Source organism: Paenarthrobacter sp. Y-19, assembly GCF_029223985.1.
Lineage (GTDB): Bacteria > Actinomycetota > Actinomycetes > Actinomycetales > Micrococcaceae > Arthrobacter > Arthrobacter nicotinovorans.
Window position 1 is genome coordinate 213183 of sequence record NZ_CP119414.1, and the last position, 23943, is coordinate 237125.

The window sequence follows — 23943 nt, forward strand, 5'->3', positions numbered from 1 at the left end:
TCAGTTTGCAACGCAGGCCGGCTACCGTCTCATAGAGGCCCCCTTTCCACAGCGACGGCTCAGTTGACTTCTTCTTCACCAATCGAGTCATTCAGGTAAGCGACGCAGAAACCGGAAACATCCTCTACGGGCATGGTCAAGGCGAGGTGCCCTGAGGCGAAAATCTATTGGTACCTCTAACCTCCTTGGTCCGACTGCCATGAAACCCCGCTTGACGGATCTAGAAGCAAACCCGGCTGAAAAACCTGCACATCACGGTAGGGGAGTCGGGTGTCGAGCCCTTGCTTCTATATCCGTCAATATCTAGCCACTAATGAAACAAAATTGGCTTTAGGAATCGAGCCCGTAGGCTACTGCTTGTTAATTATTTGCTTGCGTTGGCAAGCCTTGGGGATGAGGATCCAGATGAAGAAGTCTTTGGTAGTGATTGCTGCGGCGTCGATTGCTCTCGTGCTTAGCGGGTGCGCCGGAACGGCGGTCGAAGGCAAGGCATCTGATGCAAAGAGCTCGTCCAATGAGTCGAGTGCGCCTTCGACTACGGCTGGTAAGAGCGATTCGTCCTTCAAGGATGGTGTACTTACCACTCAGGATCTGAAAATTGTGATCACCGACCATAAGGTCCTGGCGGTGGGTGAGAAGGGCAATGAATACGGCAAGAAGCCTGTCATCGCGTTCTGGTATGAGATCACGAACCTGGGCACAAAGGACGTGAGTCCGATGAATTTCATATTCAACATCACGGCATTCCAAGACAACAACCCCAATGCTGAGAACAAGCTTGAGGTTGGTTCCCTTCCCGACGACAGGTTCTTAGAAAGCCAGACGGAGAAGATCAAGAAGGACGGAACCGTTGCAAATGCGATCGCCTATGAACTTGATGACCAAGAGACTCCCGTCGATCTCGTTGCATCTACCGACCTGGGTATGAACGAACTCGGTAAGACGAGCTACAAGCTCAAGTAGGACCAACCGCATTCACTGGTAATAGACGCCGGACGTTTGCTGTCGCTGGAGAACGACAATGTCGAGCCTGTTCCGCATGTCGGCGTGCCCTATAGGCCGTCGACATGCGGAACAAAGGCTGCGAGCCCAGCGGGTTTCTGTCCAACCCCACTGTTGTGACCGAGATTCTGAATGGTTTCTTCCCTGCATGCTGGCCACGAACAAGGCCGTCTGATACGTCGCCTATCCACTGTAAGCCTGGGTATGGCCGGGCATAAGGCCCACTCTTCCTGCTGGCGGAACCGTTTCAAGAGGCGATGGCACTGAAGTGAGTTGTCGGTAGATCTGGCGGGTGATGTAGCGCTTGAGGCTGCGGATGATCTCTTTCTTATTGCGTCCTTGGCTTGTCCGTTTTGCGACATAGTCTTTCGTGGCTTGGTCGCGGTTCATTCTGATGAGGGCGATGGTGTAGATCGCTTTGTTGAGTTGGCGCGCACCGCCGCGGTGCAGCCGGAATCTGGTGGTGCCACCTGATGAGGCCGGGACCGGGCAGGTGCCGGCTAGTGCTGCGAATGCGGCTTCGGATTGCACCCTGCCGGTATGTGACCAGGCGGTGAGGATGATTGCGGCAAGGACCGGTCCGATGCCGTAGACATTCAGAAGTCCTGGATGCACTTGCTGCACCAGTGTCTCGAGTTCTGCGTGGTTCTTGGCCATTTGTTCCTGGAGCGTCAGGATTTGTTTCGCTAACCGGACGGCCTCGCGGCGGCAGGTCTGAGTTCCGAAGTCCTCGTCCCGTTCCCTCCAGGCTGCGATGGTGCTAATTTGGGTGACGGTCAGGGGTTTGTGGGCGTCCACGGCGAGGTCCACGACGCGAAGGAGGGCCGTCAGAGCGTTGATAGCTGCGGTGCGTTCGCGGGCCATGGATCGGCGCGCACTAGTGAGGATTCGAAGTACCATCTGGTTCTGGCCCGATCGGGGTTCCCTGAGTCGGTCCATAGGGACGCTCAGGATGGCTCGTGCTGCACGGGTGGCGTCGATGGCATCGGACTTTCCCTGATACCTACCCAAACGCTGGTTGGGGACGGGCGCTTCGGTGACTTGGAAGCCGGCGTCGCAGGCTTGTTGCCTGAGTTTGGCGCCGTACGATCCTGTCCCTTCCATCGAGAGTAGAACTTGCTCAGGAGACGCGCCGGTGCGGCGGAGGATCCAGGACAGGGCGCGGTTGCCTCCGGTTGCGGTCGCCGGGAATGTCTCATTTGCGATTTCTCCACCGCTTGCGGTGTCGATGATGGCTAGGGTGTGCGTTTTCGCGTGGGTATCAATGCCGACGACGAAGCCGAAATGCTCTGCAACGATCATTTTTCCTCCTTGGTGCCGGGACTGGAAGCGCGTCGGTGGGTTACGGCGTGGCAGGTCTGTAATGGGCCACACCCGAGCACGGGTGGGCATGCTTTTAATCAGGCCAGCGCTGTAGACAGAACCGATGCTGGGCCCGGCCAGGGCGGACATATCCAAGAAAGCGCACTCCGGGGAAAGCTCAGATCGGAGGCAAGCCCATGGGTGAGTCACACCCCAGCCCGGCCACAGCACCAGACTGCCAGCCGCTCACGGAGCAACCGGGTAAAGACTTACAGACCATGGGGGACTGGCCTGGTTGCACAAGCTGATGCTTATTAGTCCGGTGAACGAAACTCAAGGCTGAGGTTGTTACCGGTGTGTATTGTCACGACGACCCCACTTGACCAGTCCGCCATCCTTGCTTCGACATTTGCCTTTAGTGCGCTGATTCGATCATCGTCGGGCGTATAGTCCTTGCTCGTGGTGAATTTGATGACGCACCACGGCGCCATTCCTCCGTCGCCCCAAGTGCTGTCGATGGTTGGAAGGGCCCCGGTGGCATGGCCAATAGCGGGCGAGAGTTTCTTTGAAAGATCGTCGCATTCTCCGGATGCAGCGTAGTCGCCAAGGCATCCTGTCAGTAGCGGGGTCAGCACCAGAAGGAGTGCAGCTGATGCAAATCCTCGTTTCATGCTCTCAAACTAGCAGCCGCGCGGTGACTTGGTGCCTGCGCATCCCGAACTGTAGAACTTCCATAGTTCCGGACGCAGAAATTTCCAACTGCCATGCCGGGGCAAGTTCTTGGTCAGCAAGGACGAGGTCTTCGAAGCCCATCGCCTCATCCCGATAGAAGCTGGCAGCCCTGGCCGTCGCTGTAGGCCACGCGCGATCAGCTCACGGACCTTGCGGCGAACGGACTTGACGAATATAGAAGCATCCCTGCGGGCCGGAGGGTGCGTAGTTGAGGGTGGATGGCACGCCCAGAAATGCTACACAGCGGGCGAAAATCCTGCTGCGTGATGCCCGGCGATGTCCTGGGCAACACGATCTGCTCAGAGGGAGGAGTTAGTTGTTGTCACTTGTCAACAACCGGAGATATCCGGAGGTCATGAGCATCGAGCAAACATTCGAAGTGAGGCTAAGGCTCGAGGAACTTCCGGACGAGATCGAAGACCTGTTGGTGGCGGAACTTGGCGGCATTGCTTCCCGCTTTGCAGGCGTTCCGTATGTGACCTTGCTTCAAGCGGCGCCCAACGGCCGGAAGGCTGCCCTGCGCCTTGTTGCGCGTGTGGTGGAACTGGGTGGCAAAGTCCGATCCGTCGATTTCGACTATGTCACCCGAAGCGAGATTGCAGAGCGGTTGGGGGCGACGAGGCAGGCCGTGACCCATTGGACAGCAGGACTGCGCCAGGCCGGCTTCCCCTTTCCCCGCCCGGCGATCCAAGCGGGGTCTCTTTGTGGTGTTGGTCCGATGTTGTGGACTGGGCTGTGGCCTCGAATCACCCCGTTGACGAGGATGTCAGCCTCTTGTCGGCTGATGAGATCGCAGTCGTCAATGGTGAGTTGGCCGCTGGTCGACTGCCCATCTTCGTCTAGTGGATTCCCCGGATCACCGCCAGCCGTTCACCGGCCACGTCATGAACGCCGGTTCCTCGTAAGGGTGCGCCGCCCGCAGGGCCAGCACCACGCCGTCGAGCGCTGCCTCCTCAACCACGCACTCAACCCGGGTTTCGGGCACCTGCTCCTCGATGCCGACCGCTCCCACGAAGGGCTGCGCGCCGGGCTGGGGAGTGAACCGGCCTGTGCCCGGGGACGTGTAGAAACAGTGGGAGTAGTCGCCTATCCGTCCCGCGCCGGCGTCGCCGATGGCCAGCAGGACCTCTTCGAGATGCGACTCGGGCACGTAGACCACCAAGGCATGAAGCTGCGTCATGGGGACATCTTGTCAGCAAATTAGGCTACAAAGCGGTCTCAACCATTGCAAAAGAAGGGGTGGCAGCGGACCATGGGTATGTACACCGATTGGGGCAATCTCAAGGTTGTGAGCTGCGGGGCCTGGGGGCGAGGGGCCGGACCCGGTAGCTCAACGGTTGTGCCGCAAGAATGGGCGCGTTGGGGGCGTCCATTTTTCCGTTAAGCGGTGTGCTCCCCTGGCTGGGCAAAAGGGGCGATTCGGCTCGATTACACGATGCCGAAATTCTCAGGTACAGTAGTATCTGCTTTCGAATCGGAAGCAAGGAGAATTCGCCTAGCGGCCTATGGCGCACGCCTGGAACGCGTGTTGGGTTAACGCCCTCGGGGGTTCAAATCCCCCATTCTCCGCGTTTGGCCCCGGTCCACTGGACCGGGGCCTTTTGCGTTCCCTGGACGCGGCGGCTAAGTCTGGCTAGCCTGCGTCCGCCTGTTGTTCGGCGTCCTGCTGCTGGGTTGCCGCCACGCGTTCCAGTACCTCGCGGCACGCTGCGGTGGCCGGGTGGATTCTGCCGGCTGTCCTGGTTGAGGTGAACACGGTCCGTTTCGGCAGGCCCGGGAGATCCAGGAGCTGGACCGTCCTGCTTCGCCCGGTCCAGACGAGGTCCGGCATGAGGGCCACGGCATTTCCGGACTCGATGAGCCGGATCTGCGCCTGGAGGTCGGCCGTTTCGTAGCGCACGTCCGGTTCGAAGCCTGCGGAGCGGCACGCCTGCTCGGCCCAGTGCCTTGAAGCGGCACCACGGGGCTCCATGACCCACGGCATCGAGGCCGTGTCGGCCAGGGTCGCAACTGTTTCGCCGCCCAGCCCGACCGGGGGAGTGGCCAGCCGGATGGCATCGCTGGTCAGCGTGACCCGGTCCAGTCCGCTGTGGTGCGGCGCGGCATGGCCGGGGTATTGCTCGGCTACCACCAGATCGAAGTCGCGGGCCCACGTTTCATAGAGGGCGGTCTCGGGCTCGCGCTGGGTCATTTCCACGCGCACTTCCGGGTACTCCCGGCGCATAATGCTGAGGAAATCGGGCAGCAGCGCCAGTGCTGCGGACTGGAACACGGCCAGGCGCACGGTCCCGGTCACCATGGACAGGGATGCAGCGAGCTCGGTTTCCGCCCGTTCCAGGGTCTCCAGCAGCGCCGCGGTGTGTGCCACGAGGATCTCGGCCTGGGGCGTCAACTGGACCCGGCGGCCCGCCTTGCGCAGCAGTTCCACCCCGGCTTCCTTCTCCAAGAGCGTCAATTGCTGGGATACCGATGAAGGGCTGTATTGCATCGCGTCGGCGACCTCGGCCAGGGTCCCGCGGATCTTCAGCTCGTGCAGCAAACGCAGCCTGCGGACATCCAGCAAGGCGGCCTCCAAAGGTTCGGGATGGGTAATCAATATTCGTCAGAAAAGATCGCTTTTCCTAATGAGATTGTAGATCCATACTGATGGAAACAAACAAACTTCTCCGTCTCAGAAGGAGCCCCCATGACCAGCACCCTCCCGGATGCCACCGCCCCGCGCACCGAGGAATCGGGGCAGTTCGATGCTCTGGCCCAGGAAGCCATTGCCTTGGTCCGCCACTGGTTGACTGAAGCCGGCAAGATCCCCGTGGACGTCTCCGCACAGCGCCTCGCCGGCGTCCTGAAGGACCCGAACGGCCTTGACTTCACGGTTGGATTCGTCGACGGCGTCATCCGCCCCGAGGACCTGTCGGTCGCCGGCCGTAAACTCGCCGAGCTCGCCCCGAAGGTTCCCAAGTTCCTTCCCTGGTACATGCGCAGCGCTGTCCGGGTGGGTGGCGTCATGGCCCCGATCCTGCCGCAGATTGTCATCCCGATCGCCCGCCGCGTGCTCCGCGAGATGGTGGGCCACTTGATCGTTGACGCCACCGACGCCAAGCTCGGTCCGGCCATCGCCAAGATCCGCCAGGACGGCGTGCACCTGAACGTGAACCTCCTCGGCGAAGCCGTCCTGGGCGAGCACGAAGCCCAGCGTCGTCTGGAAGGCACCCTGAAGCTGCTGGCCCGCGAGGACGTTGACTACGTCTCCATCAAGGAATCCTCCACAGTTGCTCCGCACTCCCCGTGGGCCTTCGACGAAGCCGTCGACCACGTTGTTGAGAAGCTCACCCCGCTCTACCGCCTCGCAGCGTCCTTCCCCAAGCCCAAGTTCATCAACCTGGACATGGAGGAATACAAGGACCTCAGCATGACCATCGCGGTGTTCAAGCGCATCCTGGACATGCCGGAGTTCAAGAACCTGGAAGCCGGCATTGTCCTCCAGGCCTACCTGCCTGACGCACTTGGTGCCATGCAGGAACTGCAGGAGTGGGCCTCCGCCCGTCGCGCCGAAGGTGGCGCACCCATCAAGGTCCGCGTCGTCAAGGGTGCCAACCTCCCCATGGAGCAGGTTGAAGCCTCGCTGCACGACTGGCCGCTGGCTACCTGGGGCACCAAGCAGGACTCGGACACCAGCTACAAGAACGTCATCAACTACGCCCTCACCCCGGAGCGCGTTGACGCCGTCCGCATCGGCGTCGCCGGTCACAACCTCTTCGATGTTGCCTTCGCCTGGCTCCTGGCCAAGCAGCGCGGGGTTACTGAGGGCATCGAGTTCGAAATGCTCCTGGGCATGGCAACCGGCCAGGCCACCGCGGTCCGCAAGGATGTCGGCAGCCTCCTGCTCTACACACCGGTGGTCCACCCGGGCGAGTTCGACGTCGCCATCGCCTACCTGATCCGCCGCCTCGAAGAGGGTGCCAGCCAGGAAAACTTCATGTCCGCGGTCTTCGAACTCAGTGAAAATGAGAGTCTCTTCAAGCGCGAGCAGCAGCGCTTCCTGAGCTCACTGGCCAACATGAAGAGTGAAGTTCCAGGGCCCAACCGCAAGCAGGACCGCCGCCTTCCGGCCGAACCCGCCCCCACCGAGGGCTTCCGCAACACCCCTGACACCGACCCGGCACTCCCGGCAAACCGTGCCTGGGGCCGCGACATCCTCAAGCGCATCCCGGGATCCACGGCCGGGAACAAGATCGTCGAATCCACCAAGGTTTCCGACGCCGCCCAGCTGGACCAGATCATTGCCTCCGCCGTTGACGCCGGGAAGGCCTGGGGCGCCCGTCCCGCCGCCGAGCGGGCAGCCATCCTGCACCGCGCCGGTGAAGTCCTGGAGGCCCGACGCGCCGAACTCCTGGAGGTCATGGCTTCCGAAACCGGCAAGACCATCGACCAGGGCGACCCCGAGGTCAGCGAAGCAATCGACTTCGCGCACTACTACGCCGAGCGCGCCAAGGACCTGGAAACGGTCGACGGCGCCACATTCGTCCCAGCGAACCTCACCGTGGTGACACCACCGTGGAACTTCCCGGTGGCGATCCCCGCAGGCTCGACGCTCGCAGCGCTCGCCTCAGGTTCCGCCGTCGTGATCAAGCCTGCAAAGCAGGCCCGCCGGTCCGGTTCGGTCATGGTGGATGCCCTGTGGGAAGCCGGTGTGCCGCGTGAAGTTCTGGCGCTGGTGCAGCTCGAAGAGCGTGACCTGGGAACCCAGCTGGTCTCGCACCCGAGCGTTGACCGCGTGATCCTCACCGGTGGCTATGAAACCGCTGAGCTGTTCCGCTCCTTCCGCCAGGACCTGCCGCTGCTCGCCGAGACCTCCGGCAAGAACGCCATCATCGTCACCCCAAGCGCCGATCTTGACCTCGCAGCCAAGGACGTCGTGTACTCGGCGTTCGGCCACGCCGGACAGAAGTGCTCGGCCGCATCGCTGGTGATCCTGGTGGGCTCGGTCGCGAAGAGCGCCCGCTTCCACAACCAGCTGATCGACGCCGCGCGCTCCCTGACTGTTGGCTACCCGGAGAACGCCACCTCGCAGATGGGGCCGATCATCGAGCCTGCCAACGGCAAGCTCCTGAACGCGCTCACCACCCTGGGCGACGGCGAAACCTGGGCCATCAAGCCCGAGCGCCTCGACGAGACCGGCCGCTTGTGGTCCCCGGGCATCCGTTCGGGCGTCAAGCGTGGCTCCTACTTCCACCTGACCGAGTTCTTCGGCCCTGTGCTGGGTGTCATGACCGCTGAAACCCTCGAAGAAGCCATCGCCATCCAGAACGAGATCGAGTACGGCCTCACCGCCGGCCTGCACTCCCTGGACTCAGCTGAAATGGGTGTCTGGCTGGACAAGATCCAGGCCGGAAACCTGTACGTCAACCGCGGCATCACCGGTGCGATTGTGCAGCGCCAGCCGTTTGGTGGCTGGAAGAAGTCGGCCGTCGGTGCAGGAACCAAGGCAGGCGGACCGAACTACCTGATCGGGCTCGGCTCGTGGGTACCAGCCGAGGCCAAGGGGCAGCGGGGCACCGTCCTTCAGGGTGCTGCTGCCCAGCTCCTCGCTGCAGCCAAGTCCGCTGACGTGACCGCCGAGGAATACGAGACCCTCCAGCAGGCACTCTTCAGCGACGCCGCAGCCTGGGAATCCGAGTTCGGCACCTGCAAGGACGTCTCCGCCCTGACCGCAGAGCGCAACGTCTTCCGTTACCGGTCCCTGCCCGTGACCATCCGCCTCTCCGAAGGCGAACGGCTCGCTGAGCTGATCCGCGTGGTGGCAGCCGGTGCAGTGGCGGGCTCGAAGCTCACGGTGAGCTCCGCCGTCGCACTTCCTGACGCTGTGGTGACCGCTTTCGCCGGTCTGGGCGTCAACGTGCGGATCGAGGACGACGCCGCGTGGCTGGGCCGTGCGGCCAACTTCGACGCCGGTCGGATCCGCTTGATCGGTGGCGACTTCGCCGCGCTGAGCGCAGCGATGGGTGGCCGTCCCGACGTCGCGGTGTACCACGGCGCCGTGACCCAGGCCGGACGGATCGAGATGCTGCCGTTCCTCCGCGAGCAGGCGGTGTCCATCACGGCCCACCGCTTCGGCACCCCGAACCACCTGTCGGATCACCTGATCTAGTTCGCGCGCCGAGGGGTGAGCTCTCGGCACAATAAATGCCCGTAAAAGGTTGAAAGCCAACCCCTCGGCGAACCCCACACAAAGTGAGGTCCCGCTGAGGGGTTGGCTTTCGGCATTTCGCGGAGTCCCCAAAAGGGTGAGAGCTCGCCCCTGGGTGATGTCAGGCGGCGTAGCCGAGACGTTGCAGTCTTTGCCGCGCCGCCTGTTCGCTGGGGCCGTGTGATCCCAGAGCGAGCCGGACCATGCCCAGCACCACCCTCGCCGCCGTGATGACCGGCAGCGGGACGACGCCCAGCTGGGCGCGCTGGAGCCCCAGCAGTTCCCTGTACTTCGGTTCAAGGCTTGCGACGGCGGCCGCGAACAGAATGCGGTAGCCGGGCTTGAGGAGCGGGCTCAGGGGAGGGTGCCGAATGAACGAGACGGTCTCTGCCAGGCGGTCATCCGCCCGAAGGATGCCGGAGGCGTACCAACCCTCCAGCTCGTCACGGACCTGCGCTTCGGTGAGCGGCGGATCCTGAACGCCGATGAGTCGGCCTGCCGCAGCCCATTCGCGGACGTAGGCGTCGGCCCCGCCCGGGATGGCAGCACCCCAAATGCGGTTGGCCGTGAGGAACGAGTCGGCGTAGGTGACGTGGACCCAGCGGAGGAGTTCGGGATCATTGGCCGCGTACGGTCGTTGGACGCCGAGCCCGTCCACGTAGGTCCCACGGACGCGTTCGTGGATCCGGCGCACCACGGCGGTTGCGGACTCGGCCGCTTCGGTGGAGCCGTAGGTCACGGTGAAGATCCACCGGACCGTGTTAGCCAGGCGCCCCAAGGGGTCCTTCTGGAAACCCGAGTGCTCATACACTCCGGCCAGCGCGCCGGGGTGGAGGGCCTGCATCAGCAGGACCCGGATGCCTGCCACGATGGTGGCGACGTGGCCGTGAACCGCCCAGACGGCCGAGCCCGGGAGGTGATATCCGGCGTCGTTCCCTTCCGCCAGGCGCGGCACCCACTCAGGCGGCGTCCCCGACGTGCCGGTGAACGTGCGCTGCAATTCGTGGCGGTACTCAGTGAGGTAATTCCTCATGCATCCCATGAGACCGCAGATTCGCCAGACCGTACAGAGGGAGTTTTTGTACAGCTAATGCCCTTACGAAGGGCTCATAAGGGCATTAGCTGTACAAAAACTCCGGGTTAGGGGCGGACGCGACGACGGGAGGGTGCCGCTGCCACCAGCAGGGCGGCAATTGCGACGGCGGCACTGAGGATGAGTCCCGGACGGTACTGTTCCAGCATGGCTTGGGCGCTGACGGTTCCCGCGGCCTGGCCGTGACCGCTGACCAATGCGGTGGTGACGGCGAGGACCAGCGCCGCCCCAACCTGGGTGCTCGTTTGGATCAGGCCCGCAGCGAGTCCCTGTTCGGAGTCCTTGATCCCGGCTGTGGCCTGGACGTTGATGGAAGGGAAGGCCAGGGCAAAGCCGACGCCCAGCAGGACCACCGAGGGCAGGATGTCCAGGGCGTAGTTCGGAGTTGTGCCCACGCGGAGGAAGAGGACGTAACCCAGGCCGAGGGCGGTAAGACCGGTGAGGATCAGCTGCGTGGCCCCGAACTTTTCAATGAGCCGGTCCGCAAACGGTGCGCTGGTGGCCACCAGAAGGCCGGCCGGCAGCAGGGCCAGCGCCATACCCAACGGTGTCCAGCCGAGTACGGACTGCAGGAACATGGTGACGATGAACTGGAAGCTCAGGTAGGACCCGAACAGTCCCACGGCGCTGAGGTTGGCCCTTGCTACCCAGCCTTCCTTCAGGATGCCGAAACGGATCAGCGGATGCTTGACCTTGTTTTCAATGATTGCAAAGGCTGCCAGCACGGCGACAGAAACTGCGAACCCGGCGATTGTTGCCACAGATCCCCAGCCCTGCTCCGGTGCTGAAACCAAGGTGTACACAAGGCCGAGCATGCCCAGTGCCAGCGTCACCGCACCCCAGATGTCGTGTCCGCTGTTTTCGGCGGACGGCTTGTCCTTGGGGATGAATTTGATCCCCAGCAGGACCACGACGACGGCGATCGGGACGGAGACCAGGAAGGTCCAGCGCCAGCTGAGGCTGGTCATCAGGCCGCCGACCACCAGTCCCAGCGAGAATCCGCTGGCTCCGAATGTTGTGAAGATGGACAGCGCCTTGTTGCGCTCGCGTCCTTCGGCGAAGTTCGTGGTGATGATCGAGAATCCGGTAGGTGCGGTGAAGGCCGCTGCGAGGCCCTTCACGAAACGTGTGGCGATCAGGACGGCGGGGTCGTCCACCAGGCCGCCAAGGAGCGACGCTGCGGCGAACACCGTCAAGGCGATGAGGAAGATTCGACGGCGGCCCAACAGGTCCGCGAGGCGGCCACCAAGGAGCAGCAGGCTGCCGTAACCAAGGACGTAGGCGGAGACGATCCACTGCAGCGAATCGGTTCCGAGGTGGAGTTCTTGTCCGATGGATGGAAGCGCGACGCCGACCATGGATACGTCCAGCCCGTCCAAGGCCAGGACGGTGCAGACGACCATCAACAGGAGCCATTGGGCCCGGGTCCAGCGAACAGCTGAAACCAAGGGCGGCTCGGCAGAGGTTTTGAGGGTGGTGGGTGAGGTCATGCGATCAATCTATATGACACGTCATTCAATGACAAGGAATATGACGCGGAATCTTATGACGTGGATTTTAACTGGTTCATGAACTAGAATCGGGGCATGGCAACGACGCGTGACCGCCAGCTGGAAGACCGTGAACTGGTCGAGCAGTGGCGCGACATCCAGAGCTCCTACTTCCGAACCGCAGGAGCAATCGACCGCGCCCTGGAAGCCAAATTCGACATCGGCCTCAATGAGTTCGAAATCCTTGACCTCGTGGCCGAGAGCGAAGAGTCGTCGTGCCGCATGAAGTCCCTGGGGGAGCGGACCCCCATGACGCAAAGTGCTGTCTCCAAAGTGGTGGACCGCTTGGAAAAGGCAGGCTTGGTGTCCCGGCAGACCTGCGAAGAGGACCGCCGCTCGCTGTTCCTGGAACTTACTGAGGCGGGCCGTGCGCTCCACTCCACCGCCGCCGTCGAGCACCGCGCGCTGCTCAAGGAAAACCTGGGCTGATCCGGCCGCGGGCAAACCCCGGGCGTCCCGAGGGGGGCTCCCTCAGTGGAACATTGACACTCGAAAACTTAGGCCCGTTTACACGTGCCCTATGTTGGTTCATAGTCGAGCCATGAGAGAGGCCGGCATTCTTCCTGAGGACGCCCCCGACCCCCGTGTCGCATGGGCCGACAACCTCAAACTCATGCCCATTCCGATCATTGGGCTCGCACCCCAACCTTCGCTGGAGGACACGGACTCCGTCGGGCTGACCTATTGCTTGGATGATCGTGGATACAGCGATATGACCGCAAGCATCACCTACACTCTCTGGCGAAACCCGGATGATCGCTCAGACCCGGTAAACCTTGCAGACCTCGACGAAAAGACACGCAGATCGATCGAGGAAGTTCCGCCATGGCCCCGGCCGCGCTGGCTGATCGAGCAGGTGGAGCGACTGCGCTACCCGCAACTGTGGGAGGCCGTGCGAACCGTCTGGCACCGCGCTCCATCCGAGCGCTCATCGGTTCAATGCCTCCTGGTTGACCATGTCAACCACATCCTGATGAATCAGTACCGGCAGGAGATTTGGCCGGGCAGCAAACCTTGGGACCAACACGCACCCCCAATAGCCGGTCGGGTGGTCAACAGTCAGGCCAGAATCGTCATCAATGGAGTCAGTGTGCCCGGTGCGGAGGTTGATACGGACCCGTTCGTCTACGGCGTCGGCGCCCAACTAGCAACCGGCGGCGTCGTGACGGCCGTGCTTCCACGCGTTGAGCTCAAGAGCATCCACCTCCAATTCACCACCCGCGTGAAAGGGCCCTAGCGTCCGCAAGGCGATCGGCTTAAGTACTTCTGCGCTCTACGACGCAGTAGGAGCGCGTTGCTCTGATGTGACCGCTAGCGTTAGCGCCTAGCTTCGCGGCCGGAACTTGCGGCGCTCGGCATTCCCTTTGATCCCGCGATGACGCCACCGATCAGGAGCACAAAGCCAAGTCCGCCGATGGCGAACGGAAGGATAAAGGTTGGGGGCTCAACCCTAAGGGAGCCAGCTTCGTCGATCCAGGTCCCGTATTCGGTGCCGTAAAAGAAGATCAGCACCACAATTGCAGCCCCAATCAGAGCGCTGGCCCACGCCCACACATTTCCTCGCATGGTCCCTATCCTCTCAGTTCAATTCACTTTCGGCGGCGGATGCTTGCTGGCGCCCGTAGAGGGTTGCCCCTCCAGCCGCTGCAGGGCTGCGGTGGGAGTGCCCGGTGAAGGATCCAAGGATCGCTCAACGTGCAGCAGAGCCCCCGTCATTTGCCGCGCGTGTGACAACATGTGCTTATGAGCGCGCAGCTTGAGGTTCCGAGGCTTGGAGACCTGAGTGGCCTCGGGATTGCGGTCGAGCCGTCTCATCAGTCTGGGGTAGTTTCCTTGGTCGCGAGGGCTAACGACGGATGCACTGTGACACTGACCTGGGATGAGATCGCTGGATCAGTGAGCGTCCGCTGGCTGGACGGTGCCGTAGTGCGGCTTGCTGTCGAGCGAGAGACCCCGGTCAAGATCAGCGTGCGCGACGAGCGCGGCGTCATTGAGTTCCGCGTCTGGTCGCGCTGGGAAGGACTGGGCGGCGAATTAGTGGTGCAGGTCGGTGAGCACGTATCTGTGCGCGACACGCTTCTGCGCATATAAGAGGGTCCTGCGTTCGGCCAGGATCCTTTACAGTGCGCCCATCACAGTCGCCTTAGATCAACCCTTTTTGGCCAGACTTTCCAGTGTTGAAAGAACCAGAGGACGAACGTCTGATGCCTCGGAGTACGGCACACTGCTTCCAGGCGAATACAGCGAAAGAACGTACAGCAACTCTTCCGTCCGGTCGTCGCCGAGATACTCGTCGATAAGAACTCGTTCCAACGCCTGTGCAGCATGCATGGACTCGTCGCCGCAAAGGAACCGATCGGCTGATTGCTGGAGTCTTTCTGAAACGCTCATGGTGCCCTTACCGTAGCAAGACCTCTAGTCATGTGGCGCTTCCCGCAAAGGGATCGGCGGATTCAGGCGGTTATTGCGACAGGAGTCCTTCGATCGGTTTTCTGAACTCTAGTCTTTTGCGTGGTCGGTCGTTGAGTTCCTGTGCGACCCAGTCGAAGTCTTCGGCGCTGTGGATGCTCAGGTCGGTGCCGTTGGGGAAGTGCCGGCGCAGGAGGCCATTGGTGTTTTCGTTGATGCCGCGTTGCCAGGGTGAGCGCGGGTCGTAGAAGTAGATGTCGATGCCGGTGTCTATTTTCACGGTCTTCCAGTCCTGCATTTCGATGCCCCCTCCGCTAAGTCTGCAATCACGGCAAGAACCCAAGGGTCCTCCACCGGCCGCCGTCGATACTCACTCGGCGCGCATCAATACTCCCTGCGTTCCGGGGTTTCCCGAAGACCCGCCCGCGTGAAGCCCGCCCGTGAGGCCCGCCCTCAAAACTGCCGGTAAAGGGGCACTTAGCGCAACGCATTCACTCGACGTACGGGTGCCTTTCGAGCCTGTCGTTTCCCATGAGTATCCACAGCAAAAGCGCCCCCGGCGAAGCTCAAGACGTCTTGAGCAAAAACTGATCCAACCTTTCGCTCCACGGCGCCCGCGAAGCCTTTATTTCTGAGGTGATACCCGCAACAATGGTGCTTGCACGCCAGGCTGGGGTTTGGTGCCGCTGGCTTTGGGGAGTGTTTTGTGGGCAAGCATCATGAATCAGACCGGGCGATTGACCTGATCCGCACTGAAAAATTCCGCCGCGTTCTTATCGCCGGATGCCTTGCGGCCTTGGCCTTCTTCGCCTTCGGCTTCCAGCCCCTGACGTCCGTCCCCGCAGGAAATGTGGACGGAACAGTTGCCCAGGGCGTCGTAGGCCCCACGGCATTGGGTAGTCTGACCCCGCCGGAAGCCGAAACCATGATCATTGACCCCACACAGGCGCCCCCCGAGCAAACGCCCGGCACGCCAATGGTCTTCTTTGACCGGGCGATGGTCCGGACAGTAAGCAAGGACGGTTCCACCGGGCTGACGGTGGCTTCGGCCGGACTCTCCCGTCCGCCCGCCGGCAGCCTCTACGCGCCTCTCGAAGTCCTCAATCCTAGTTCCCCCTACGGTTACCGCTACAGCCCACTGACCGGGCTGGCCGGTGAGTTCCACTGGGGGCAGGACTACGCTGCAGCTTGCGGAACGCGTGTTTATGCGGCCGACGCTGGCGTGGTCCGCGCGGTTGGCTGGCACATCTGGGGTGGCGGCAACCGGGTGGAGATCGAACACGGCAACGGCCTGGTCACCACCTACAACCATCTTCAAGCCATCGGAGTGACGCAGGGCCAGTCGGTCCGCGTCGGCGAAGTCATTGCCGAGGTTGGCACCACCGGTTGGTCCACGGGATGCCACCTCCACTTCGAAACAATCGTGAACGGACTCCACACCAACCCCAACGGTTGGACGTACCTGCCCATAAAGCAGGTGGATCCGCTGCAAACCATGACGTTCGTGAACTACCAGCCGGGAGTTGGCACGGGAGCCTCCGCGCCCCAGTGGGCCGTCCCCGTTGCCGACGGCACCAACCGCGCTGTCATCGGCGGCGAACACGAAGAACCCGTCGCGCCACCAGTGGTGGTCCCGCCCGTCACCTCGGTCAACCCGCCCGGCCCCGTGGTGACGTCACCGACACAATCCACGACGCCGGTACCGTCACCGTCCGTGACGGCGACGCCGACAGCCCCCGCGACGCCGACGGTCACCCCGACCCCCACAGCGACTCCCACGCCGACGGTCACCCCGACGCCGACGGTTACCCCTACGCCGACAATCACGCCGACACCCACCGATACTCCGACGTCCCCGCCCGCGGTTCCTGAAACCACCACAGCTCCGGTTGCGCCGACGGATCCGGTATCAACCGTCCAGGCACCAACCGTCCAGTCAGCTGTCGCACCGCCGCCGGCCGCCGTCGTCGAACCACCCGCACCCGCGCCGCCCGCACCCGCGGTCGTGGAGCCGGTACCTGCGGTGGCACCGATCGTTCCTACGGTTACGCAAGCCGTGGCACCCGCTCCGACGCCTGTGGCCCCGGCACCCGCGCCGACGCCGGTGGCGGTCCTCCCGTCCGCGCTTCCGGTTGTGACGCTCCCGCCCGGTTACATCCTGATCGCACCGGACCTGGTCCAGCGGCCGGACGGCGTAATAGTGCCTTTGTCCACGCTCGTCATTCCCGCTCCCTAAAAAACGCAAGGGCCTGCATTTCGTGGCCCTCAGCCGGCTCCCGTAAGCTCGATGGCGGCGATCCCGCCAGCCGAAGACGTCAGGAAGCGAATCCCATGACCAGCCTTTACAGCATTCCCATCACGTTCAATGACGGCTCCGAAGGTGACTTCGGACGGTTCCAGGGCAAGGCTGTAATGGTGGTGAATGTGGCTTCGGAGTGCGGCTTCACCCGTCAATACGCGGGCCTTGAGGAACTGTACGGCAAGTACCGCGGGCAGGGACTGGAGATTCTCGGCGTCCCCTGCAACCAGTTCGGCGGCCAGGAGCCGGGTGCAGATGCGGAGATCGCGGAGTTCTGCGAGCGTAACTTTGGTGTCACGTTCCCGCTGACCAGCAAGGCGAACGTCCTGGGCAAGGAGCAGCACCCCCTTTTCGCCGAGCTCACCCGGGACGACGACGGCCAGCCCGTCAAGGTGAAGTGGAACTTCGAAAAGTTCGTCATCAACCGGGCGGGAGAACTCGTGGGGAGATTCCCATCCGCAGTGGAGCCTGACTCCGAAGACCTTTTGACGGCAGTGGAAAAGGCGTTGGCGTAAGCCGCCAAACCTGAAGGGAGGAAAGTAATTTTCCAACATTCCGCCGGAAATTAGCCAGTTGTTGGCTTGTTGTCTGGTTGGATTGGCCCTACTGGATTGACACGGGAGACGCCGTCTCCCACCAAACGCTAAGGCAAGCTATGGAGCTCATCGAGGCAGAGTACCCCCACCCAGGTCATGTGCTTTTGCACTTGAGCGATCTTCACCTGGTGGGTGGTCCAGGCACGCTCCACGGCTCAGTCGACAGTTCTGCCCGGTTGCAGGAGATCTGCCAACAGATCATTGCTTCCCGGATCAAGCCCGCGGCCATCATTTTTACCGGCGACCTCGCGGACAAGGGCGAGCTCGAAGCCTACAAGCGCCTCCGCGTCATGATAGAGCCGGTCTGCGACGCCCTGGGTGCCAAGGCGATCTGGGCCATGGGAAACCATGACAACCGGGCCAACTTCCGCACCGCTTTCATGGACGCCTCGGAGGCAAGCCAGCCGCAGGACCCTGTTGACCGCAGCTACTTCGTCGATGGACTCCGCATCATTACCCTGGACACCACGGTCCCGGGCCACCATTACGGTGAACTGTCCGAGGCCCAGCTGGACTGGCTGGCAGCCGAGCTCGCGACCCCGGCGCCGGACGGCACCATCCTGGCGCTGCACCACCCGCCGGTCCCGTGCGTGCAGGACCTCGCAGTCCTGGTGGAGCTGCGCGGCCAGGCCGCTCTGGCCGCCGTCGTCCGTAATACCGACGTCCGGACCATCCTGGGTGGACACCTGCATTACTCCACGACGGCGAGCTTCGCCGGCATCCCGGTGTCCGTCGCCTCGGCGACGTGTTACACCCAGGACCTGGGCGTGCGCGCGGGCGGGCAACGGGGACGCGACGGCGCCCAGTCCTACAACATGATCCACGTGTACGAGCACACCATTGTGCACTCCGTGGTGCCGATGTCCGGCGGGGTCACCGTGGGCGAACCCGTGGACGCGGCGGAGGTTCAGCGGCGACTGGCTGCTGCCGGCATCCGCATCCCGCACGAGTCCCGTGTGGGGGCCCACACTTCCCCGGGAACCCTGACGTCGTCCTTGCCGCTTATTTCTCCCAAGGCGCCTTGACCGGGAAGTACTTCTCCAGGAAGTCGGTCACCAGCTCAGCTCGTTCTTCCGAGTCAACCTCAGGGAAGCTGCCGTCGTTCAGGCAGAAGAAGTCCATGTGACGCTTGGCCAAAAGCTTGGGCAGGTAGTGCAGCCCGGCCCACATGGTGGTGTCCACATACCTGACCTTGGCGGCGGTCTGCGTCACGGCGCGGCCGGTCAGCAGGGCGTAATAGTGGTACAGCGAATTGGTGACCGAGATGTTGTCCGCGGCGCGGAAACGGCTGCCTGCGGTCTTGGCGAACTCGGCGGGGAATTCCTTCTCCATCTGTGCCACCACGCTGCGCCGTAACGGGGCAGCGGTGTGCTCCAGGTGCCGCGTGGTGATGCGGCCGAACCGTTCCCAGAGAAGCTTGCGGTTGACGCGGGCGGCGTTCTCAAAGCCGCTGCGTTCGGCGTCGTTCTCGCCCAGGCCGATGCGGGTGTCCGCTTCGATGAACTTGGTGATGCCGCCGGGCGTGAAGAACATGTCCGGGCCCACGGGCCGGCCAAAGAACATGTCGTCATTCGAGTACAGGAAGTGCTCGGACAGGCCCTCGATGTGGTGGAGCTGGCACTCCACCGCCTGGGAGTTGTGGGTGGGCAGCACGGAAGGATCGGCGAAGAATTCCTCGCTCCGAACGATCGTCACGGCAGGGTGGTCGGCCAGCCACTCAGGGGCGGGAGAATCGGTGGCAATGAAGATCCGCCGGATCCACGGCGCAAACATGTGCACCGAACGCAGCGCGTACTTGAGTTCGTTGATCTGCCGGAATCGGGCCTCATGGTCATCGCCTTCACCAAGGACGGCTTCGGCCTGCTGGGCGCGCCTGCGTGCGATGTACTCGGGATCGCTGCCATCAACCCAGGAAAAGACAATGTCGACGTCGAAATCGATGTCACTGGCGTGGTCGGCGAACATGTTCTCGATAGTGGGCCAAGCCAAACCATGCCGCTGCACGGTTCCGCGGACGGCGTCCTGCCGGAGCATGGTCCGGCGCGTCAGTGAGTTCTCCACGGGGAGTTCCAGGTGGTCGCCTTCGAACCTCCACAGCTCAAGCTGGACGCCTAAGGCGGGGCCGTACCAAAGCCCGCCGCCGACCTCGACGCGGGGGCGGTACAGGCGGAAGATCCGGGCCTTCCTGTTGGCCGAGAGTTCGCCGTCGGCCACCAGCACGGAGGTCTTCTTCCGGGCGTCCACCGTCATGGCGTAGAAGGGCTCGTTCTTGAAGGCAGCAGCCAGTGCATCCCGGACGTCCTTGCGGGACTCCCAGTCGACGGCGATGACCGGACGTTCGTCGTTGCCCCGCACCAGGATGAAATCGATGCCTGCGGCATCCAGCGCGGCCCGCACAGCCAGGAGGTCCGAAACCATGGCCTGTTGAGGTGTCAGGTCGCTGTTGATCAGGGCGTACCGCCCACGGTGACGGACGACGTCGGACCTGTGCTTGAGATGCGCGACGACGGCAGGCGAAACCGCCTCCGCAATCGTGTCCTCTTCGACGGAAGGGCTGCCGTGGTAAATCGGATCGACCTGTGCTTGTGTGATGGCTGTTTCTCCGGGATCTTCGGTGTTTCTGGGTGTAGGTGGTGCTGCGTCGCCGCTAGATGGCCAGGGCCTCGCGCCAGCTGCGGAGGAACGCTCCGCCGGCGTCGTCGTGGATCACGTCCTCTGCAAGGTCAAGGTCTGCGGCAGTCAGGATGGTGTAGGGCTTCACCGGTACGCCGTCCGCGGGCCGGACATCCACGTGCTTCACGTCATGATCGTTGTGGTGTAGCCAGTCTGCCATGGCGTAGTCCGTCCGGGAATCTCCCACGGTGCGCCAGGAGAGCGGGGTGATGCCCTGGGCGGCCAGGAGTTCAACGGCCCGGCTTGCTCCAAGGTCCTTGCCCAGGCGCACGGACTCGATGTCCGTGGAGATGATGGTGGGGTCCAGACGGTAGTCCGCGGTGTCATCGGATCCGGGCGCGTGATGGTCCAGGATGGCGGCACTGAGGCCGTGCCGTTCCATGATGCCCAGGGCGTCGGCGTCGAAGAGTTTCTGTTCAGCCAGGTAATCCGCGCTGGCTACGTTCAGGTGCTGCTCCACGGAAACCATGGCGCGCTTTGTCTCATCGAAGAACATGTGGGCGGAGTAATCCTCGGCCACCAGCCGGCGGATATCGTCGCCGTAGGCCTTCGGTACCGCGAGTTCGTGGTCCACGTGGATGGGGCCGGGGCCGTCAGCGGTGTAGCTGAACCACACGGCTCCCTTCTCGCAAATGGCGTGGATCACCGTGTTGGCGGGCATGCCGGCTGCGATCATGGGTTCCATGACCTGCTGGGCGATGAAAGCGTCCGAGCGGCCCGTGTTGAAGATGACCGGGATTCCGGCTGAGGCAAGGGCCACCATGTCGGCGATGATGTCCGGTTTGACGTCGCGCGTCACAGGGCTGGCTATGGGGCCATCGACGTCCAGCAGCAGGGCCAGTGCGGGCTCGGTGCGGGCAGCGGCACGGTCAGTACCTGGGAACGGTTGGGTCATGCCCCTATTCTGTCAGTCCCGCAGACCCACCACACAGCTATGACGTCTGTGACGCCCCGCGAAGGATAGTCACCTTTTGGCTACAACCTGCCTGTGCCGCGGGTCACAAGTTCCGTTACGGCGGTATCTTCCATAGGCTTGCAGGGTGATCTTCAAAGCTGTGGGCGAGGGACGCCCGTACCCTGACCATGGATACTCCGCGCCCAGGGACTGGGCTGCCCTGCCCCCGCGCCCTGTCCGCCTGGACGATCTGGTCACCACCAAGCGGACCTTGGACCTGGAGGCATTGCTGGCGGAGGACTCCACTTTCTTTGGCGATCTGTTCCCGCACGTGGTCCAGTACCAGGGCGTGATGTACCTCGAGGACGGTCTTCACCGGGCGGTCCGCACGGCGCTGCACCAAAGGACTGCCATCCACGCACGTGTATTGGTCATCGATGGCTAGGCTGTCCGGTCCGGGGGAGGATAACTCCCGGCCAAAAAAACGTAAGCGTCCCAAAGATGTGACGCAGCTCCATGGCCACCGTGTTGTGACGGGGCCGGAGCTACGGGCAACCTTTGCCGACGACGCCCCGGTCCGGCGAGGCAGCTTCGGGCGTCGTTTGTTCCACGGCATTGTCCTGGTGGTGTTGCTCGGAGTGATCGCCGCGGGAGCAGTTGGTGCCTGGGCGGTCATGAACGGCGTCATCAAAGTCCCGACGGCGATTGCCAGCAAAGCCCCCACCAGCCTGTGCCCTTCCACCACTTTCGACTACGTGCCCAACAACACCGTGCGGCTCAACGTCCTCAATGCGACGTCCCGCGGCGGACTCGCGGCAACGGTAGCCGACCAGTTCACTGCCCGCGGATACACAGTGGCGTCCGTGGGCAACAGTGACACCACATATTCAGGCATTGGCGTGGTGGTGTCCGGGGTCAAGGGCCAAGCAGCCGCCTTCAACATCCAGCGCAACCTGGCGGGGACTGACTATTTCCAGGACAACCGCGAAGACGAATCGGTGGACGTCATCATCACCCCGGGTTATGAGAGCCTGGTGGAGCCGCAGCTGGTGGATCAGACTCCCGGCAAGCTCCTCTGTCCGCGTGAGGAACTGCGAATCGCGGACAACTCCAAGTGGCCCATCATCCCCACACGACCCGCAGGCTGACACGCTTGCCGGTTTTCGCCACTCAAAGTCGTGGGCGACGCGGGGATTTGCGTGGCGTCAGCCCGTTTGGGTGGCACTAAACAGTTGGGGTAGCGGTGGCCAGCAGGACCGGCCTGCCGGCGTCGTCGAAACGCGCACCCGCACCCAACTGGATGAAACGCACAGTCTGCGCTGTCTGCGCCTCTTGCGCGGCAAGAAGCCCGACGTCGGAGGCCGGGGGCGGCGGGGGAGTCCCGCCGTCGGGCGTCCGGTTGCGTCGCGCGGCACTTGCCGACAGTGTGCCGTGGATGAGCCGCGCGAGCTGGGTGACGTCGATGTCCGGAAGGTAGCCCTGGTGGACACCATCCCGGAGGATGTCCTCGAGCAAGGCGTTGAGGTCGCCCACGTGGTCGGCGAGCTTGGCGAAGGAGCCGGGGGAGAGGACGGCTGCCATGGCCGGACCCGGCGGCAGGTGGCGTCGGCTGAGGTCCTCCACCTGCGCGCGGACGTAGAGGGCCAGCCGGTCCACCGGGTTCTGGAGCGCGGCCAGGGATTCCCGGAGGTCGACGATGAAACGTTCGGTCTCGTCCAGGGCGTACGCGATGAGGAGCTGCTCCATGTCCGCGTAATAGTTGTAGACCGCTGTGCGGCCAACGCCTGCATGGCGGGCGACATCGGTCATGGTCAATCCGGGCAGGCCATGGGTGAAGAGGAGCTCGCCGAAGGCCGTGAGAATCCGACGTTGGGTCTCGGCGCGTTGGGCAGCGTTCGTGGGGGCCGTGATCCTGGGCATATAGACACTTTACAGTGATCTGTCAGCAAACCGGGTCCCGACGCGGAACCCGCGGAACCGGGCGGTAACATCGTGGAAAACGGGAAAATCCGTAAAACATTGCAGCAAGGGGGCGTCTTGCGCGCAACGGTCAAAGACGTAGCGCGTCGCGCGGGGGTCTCACCCAAAACGGTCTCGAATGTCATGAACGGAATCGTTCCGGTGAGTGGACCTACGCGGCTGAGGGTTGAGCAGGCCATGCAGGAGCTGGACTACGTCCCCAACCTCTCGGCCCGTGGACTGCGCAATGGACGCTCGGGTGTGATCGGCCTGGCATTGCCCAACCTCGGCACCCCGTTCTCTGCGGAACTCGCCCGAAGCCTCGTTGAAGTTGCCCATGCCCGGGGCTGGAGCGTGCAGATTGAAGAAACCGGTTCCGACCCCCAACGGGAACAGGAACTGATGACACGCGCACGGGCCAACCTGATCGATGGCCTGATCCTGAATCCTGTTGTTCTCGATGAGAGTGCCGTGCGGGTGGGTGTGGCGTTGCCTCCAGTGGTCCTGTTGGGTGAGGTGTCGCAAGAACTCGCCGACCGCGTTTTTGTGGACAGCTTTGCCGCGGCCCGGGATATGACCTTGGCCCTGGCCCGCCCGGGGCGGCGCCGCATAGCGGTACTGGGCATCAACAAGGGAAGGAAATCGGCCACCGCCATCCAACGGACCCAGGGATATGAGGCAGCCCTGCGCTCCCTGGGCATCCCGCGGGACGAATCCCTCATGATCGCCTGCGATGAATGGACGCCTGGCTCCGCGGCGGAGTCCGTCATGCGGTATCTCGACAGCAACCCGCTGCCGGAGGCACTCTTCTGCTTCACGGATTCAATGGCCCTTGGTGCCTTGAACGCTTTGTGGAAGCGCGGCGTGCGGGTTCCCGAAGACATTGCTGTGGCCGGTTTTGACGATATTGCCGATGGCCGGTTCGCTGTACCGTCGCTCACCACCGTGTCCTTTGACAAGCGCATGATCGCTTCCGAGGCGTTGCGCCTGCTCACCGAACGTATGGCGGACAGGGGCCATGGACAGCGCATAGTGTCCGTTCCGTACAGCATCGAAGAGCGGGACAGCACCCGATAGGTTCCCGAAAAAAACAAATTGTTGGCGCTAACAATTTCTCTTGCCCTGCACATTACAACGATGTAATGTGAGACCTGCGTCACCCGGGGGCCACCTTTTACCCACGCGTGGAGACGCAGCGAAGCCGGACTTTCGTGCAGCATTGTGTGTCCTTTCAGCGGACCCTTCC

22 protein-coding genes, 1 tRNA gene and 1 pseudogene are annotated in these 23943 nt (G+C 62.9%); 12 read left to right on the top strand and 12 right to left on the bottom strand.

The window, feature by feature from the left end; translation table 11 throughout:
• Positions 1-405 precede the first annotated feature (405 nt).
• Positions 406-963: a DUF5067 domain-containing protein gene (locus PYR64_RS01055; protein ID WP_275777829.1), complete on the top strand. Its 558-nt coding sequence runs from the start codon at positions 406-408 to the stop codon at positions 961-963.
• A 222-nt stretch (positions 964-1185) separates the two neighbouring features.
• On the opposite strand, the gene PYR64_RS01060 is transcribed toward PYR64_RS01055, so the two are convergent.
• The 3 genes from PYR64_RS01060 to PYR64_RS01070 all read right to left on the bottom strand — a co-directional run bounded on the left by PYR64_RS01060 (position 1186) and on the right by PYR64_RS01070 (position 4216).
• A complete protein-coding gene (locus tag PYR64_RS01060; RefSeq protein ID WP_275777831.1) occupies positions 1186-2304 on the bottom strand; it encodes an IS110 family transposase in 1119 nt (372 codons plus the stop codon).
• Between the two features lie 314 nt (positions 2305-2618).
• Positions 2619-2975: a hypothetical protein gene (locus PYR64_RS01065; RefSeq protein ID WP_275777833.1), complete on the bottom strand. Its 357-nt coding sequence runs from the start codon at positions 2973-2975 to the stop codon at positions 2619-2621.
• 917 nt (positions 2976-3892) lie between these two features.
• On the bottom strand, positions 3893-4216 hold the full coding sequence (locus PYR64_RS01070) for a hypothetical protein (RefSeq protein ID WP_039239596.1): 324 nt from the start codon (positions 4214-4216) through the stop codon (positions 3893-3895).
• 304 nt (positions 4217-4520) lie between these two features.
• Between PYR64_RS01070 and PYR64_RS01075 the strand changes: the two genes are divergently transcribed.
• Positions 4521-4605: transfer RNA gene (locus PYR64_RS01075), tRNA-Ser, on the top strand.
• Between the two features lie 64 nt (positions 4606-4669).
• On the opposite strand, the gene PYR64_RS01080 is transcribed toward PYR64_RS01075, so the two are convergent.
• On the bottom strand, positions 4670-5599 hold the full coding sequence (locus tag PYR64_RS01080) for a LysR family transcriptional regulator (protein ID WP_055977164.1): 930 nt from the start codon (positions 5597-5599) through the stop codon (positions 4670-4672).
• Positions 5600-5722: 123 nt separating this feature from the next.
• On the opposite strand from PYR64_RS01080, the gene PYR64_RS01085 reads away from it, so the two are divergent.
• Entirely contained in the window at positions 5723-9184 is a 3462-nt protein-coding gene (locus PYR64_RS01085) for a proline dehydrogenase family protein (RefSeq protein ID WP_275777835.1), read from the top strand.
• Positions 9185-9344: 160 nt separating this feature from the next.
• On the opposite strand, the gene PYR64_RS01090 is transcribed toward PYR64_RS01085, so the two are convergent.
• Positions 9345-10265 carry an oxygenase MpaB family protein gene (locus PYR64_RS01090; RefSeq protein ID WP_275777837.1) on the bottom strand — a complete coding sequence of 307 codons (921 nt, stop codon included), beginning with the start codon at positions 10263-10265 and terminating at the stop codon, positions 9345-9347.
• A gap of 98 nt (positions 10266-10363) precedes the next feature.
• Entirely contained in the window at positions 10364-11806 is a 1443-nt protein-coding gene (locus tag PYR64_RS01095) for an MFS transporter (RefSeq protein WP_039239599.1), read from the bottom strand.
• 96 nt (positions 11807-11902) lie between these two features.
• On the opposite strand from PYR64_RS01095, the gene PYR64_RS01100 reads away from it, so the two are divergent.
• Positions 11903-12295, top strand: coding sequence for a MarR family transcriptional regulator (locus PYR64_RS01100; RefSeq protein ID WP_018778087.1), 393 nt, complete (start codon positions 11903-11905; stop codon positions 12293-12295).
• A gap of 112 nt (positions 12296-12407) precedes the next feature.
• The gene (locus tag PYR64_RS01105) at positions 12408-13103 is read left to right on the top strand and encodes a hypothetical protein (protein ID WP_275777841.1); all 696 of its coding nucleotides are present in this window, start codon (positions 12408-12410) and stop codon (positions 13101-13103) included.
• An 80-nt stretch (positions 13104-13183) separates the two neighbouring features.
• On the opposite strand, the gene PYR64_RS01110 is transcribed toward PYR64_RS01105, so the two are convergent.
• Positions 13184-13432 (bottom strand): hypothetical protein, encoded by a 249-nt coding sequence (locus tag PYR64_RS01110; RefSeq protein ID WP_155845926.1) that lies wholly within the window; start codon positions 13430-13432, stop codon positions 13184-13186.
• A 297-nt stretch (positions 13433-13729) separates the two neighbouring features.
• On the opposite strand from PYR64_RS01110, the gene PYR64_RS01115 reads away from it, so the two are divergent.
• A complete protein-coding gene (locus PYR64_RS01115) occupies positions 13730-13957 on the top strand; it encodes a hypothetical protein (protein ID WP_275777843.1) in 228 nt (75 codons plus the stop codon).
• A 57-nt stretch (positions 13958-14014) separates the two neighbouring features.
• Here the strand turns inward: PYR64_RS01115 and PYR64_RS01120 are convergent, their stop codons facing one another.
• On the bottom strand, positions 14015-14257 hold the full coding sequence (locus PYR64_RS01120) for a hypothetical protein (RefSeq protein ID WP_144027634.1): 243 nt from the start codon (positions 14255-14257) through the stop codon (positions 14015-14017).
• A 70-nt stretch (positions 14258-14327) separates the two neighbouring features.
• Positions 14328-14582 (bottom strand): annotated as a pseudogene (locus tag PYR64_RS01125) (IS30 family transposase); the annotation flags it as partial.
• Between the two features lie 399 nt (positions 14583-14981).
• Between PYR64_RS01125 and PYR64_RS01130 the strand changes: the two are divergent.
• From PYR64_RS01130 to PYR64_RS01140, 3 genes are all read left to right on the top strand, one after another.
• Positions 14982-16511, top strand: coding sequence for a M23 family metallopeptidase (locus PYR64_RS01130; protein WP_275777844.1), 1530 nt, complete (start codon positions 14982-14984; stop codon positions 16509-16511).
• A 95-nt stretch (positions 16512-16606) separates the two neighbouring features.
• Positions 16607-17089, top strand: a complete 483-nt coding sequence (locus PYR64_RS01135; protein WP_018778081.1) for a glutathione peroxidase — start codon at positions 16607-16609, stop codon at positions 17087-17089.
• A 140-nt stretch (positions 17090-17229) separates the two neighbouring features.
• Positions 17230-18195 carry a phosphodiesterase gene (locus PYR64_RS01140; RefSeq protein ID WP_018778080.1) on the top strand — a complete coding sequence of 322 codons (966 nt, stop codon included), beginning with the start codon at positions 17230-17232 and terminating at the stop codon, positions 18193-18195.
• On the opposite strand, the gene PYR64_RS01145 is transcribed toward PYR64_RS01140, so the two are convergent.
• Together PYR64_RS01145 and PYR64_RS01150 are read right to left on the bottom strand one after the other, a co-directional pair.
• Positions 18173-19738 carry a stealth family protein gene (locus PYR64_RS01145; protein ID WP_229778630.1) on the bottom strand — a complete coding sequence of 522 codons (1566 nt, stop codon included), beginning with the start codon at positions 19736-19738 and terminating at the stop codon, positions 18173-18175. The genes PYR64_RS01140 and PYR64_RS01145 overlap by 23 nt on opposite strands.
• 79 nt (positions 19739-19817) lie before the next feature.
• A complete protein-coding gene (locus PYR64_RS01150; RefSeq protein WP_039239606.1) occupies positions 19818-20738 on the bottom strand; it encodes a hypothetical protein in 921 nt (306 codons plus the stop codon).
• Between the two features lie 145 nt (positions 20739-20883).
• Between PYR64_RS01150 and PYR64_RS01155 the strand changes: the two genes are divergently transcribed.
• A complete protein-coding gene (locus tag PYR64_RS01155; protein ID WP_018778077.1) occupies positions 20884-21183 on the top strand; it encodes a type II toxin-antitoxin system VapB family antitoxin in 300 nt (99 codons plus the stop codon).
• Between the two features lie 58 nt (positions 21184-21241).
• Positions 21242-21886, top strand: a complete 645-nt coding sequence (locus PYR64_RS01160; protein WP_275777845.1) for a LytR C-terminal domain-containing protein — start codon at positions 21242-21244, stop codon at positions 21884-21886.
• Between the two features lie 76 nt (positions 21887-21962).
• Here the strand turns inward: PYR64_RS01160 and PYR64_RS01165 are convergent, their stop codons facing one another.
• Positions 21963-22658 (bottom strand): TetR/AcrR family transcriptional regulator, encoded by a 696-nt coding sequence (locus PYR64_RS01165; RefSeq protein ID WP_018778075.1) that lies wholly within the window; start codon positions 22656-22658, stop codon positions 21963-21965.
• 117 nt (positions 22659-22775) lie between these two features.
• Here PYR64_RS01165 and PYR64_RS01170 point away from each other — a divergent pair, with 117 nt between their 5' ends.
• The gene (locus PYR64_RS01170) at positions 22776-23774 is read left to right on the top strand and encodes a LacI family DNA-binding transcriptional regulator (RefSeq protein WP_275777846.1); all 999 of its coding nucleotides are present in this window, start codon (positions 22776-22778) and stop codon (positions 23772-23774) included.
• Positions 23775-23943 lie beyond the last annotated feature (169 nt).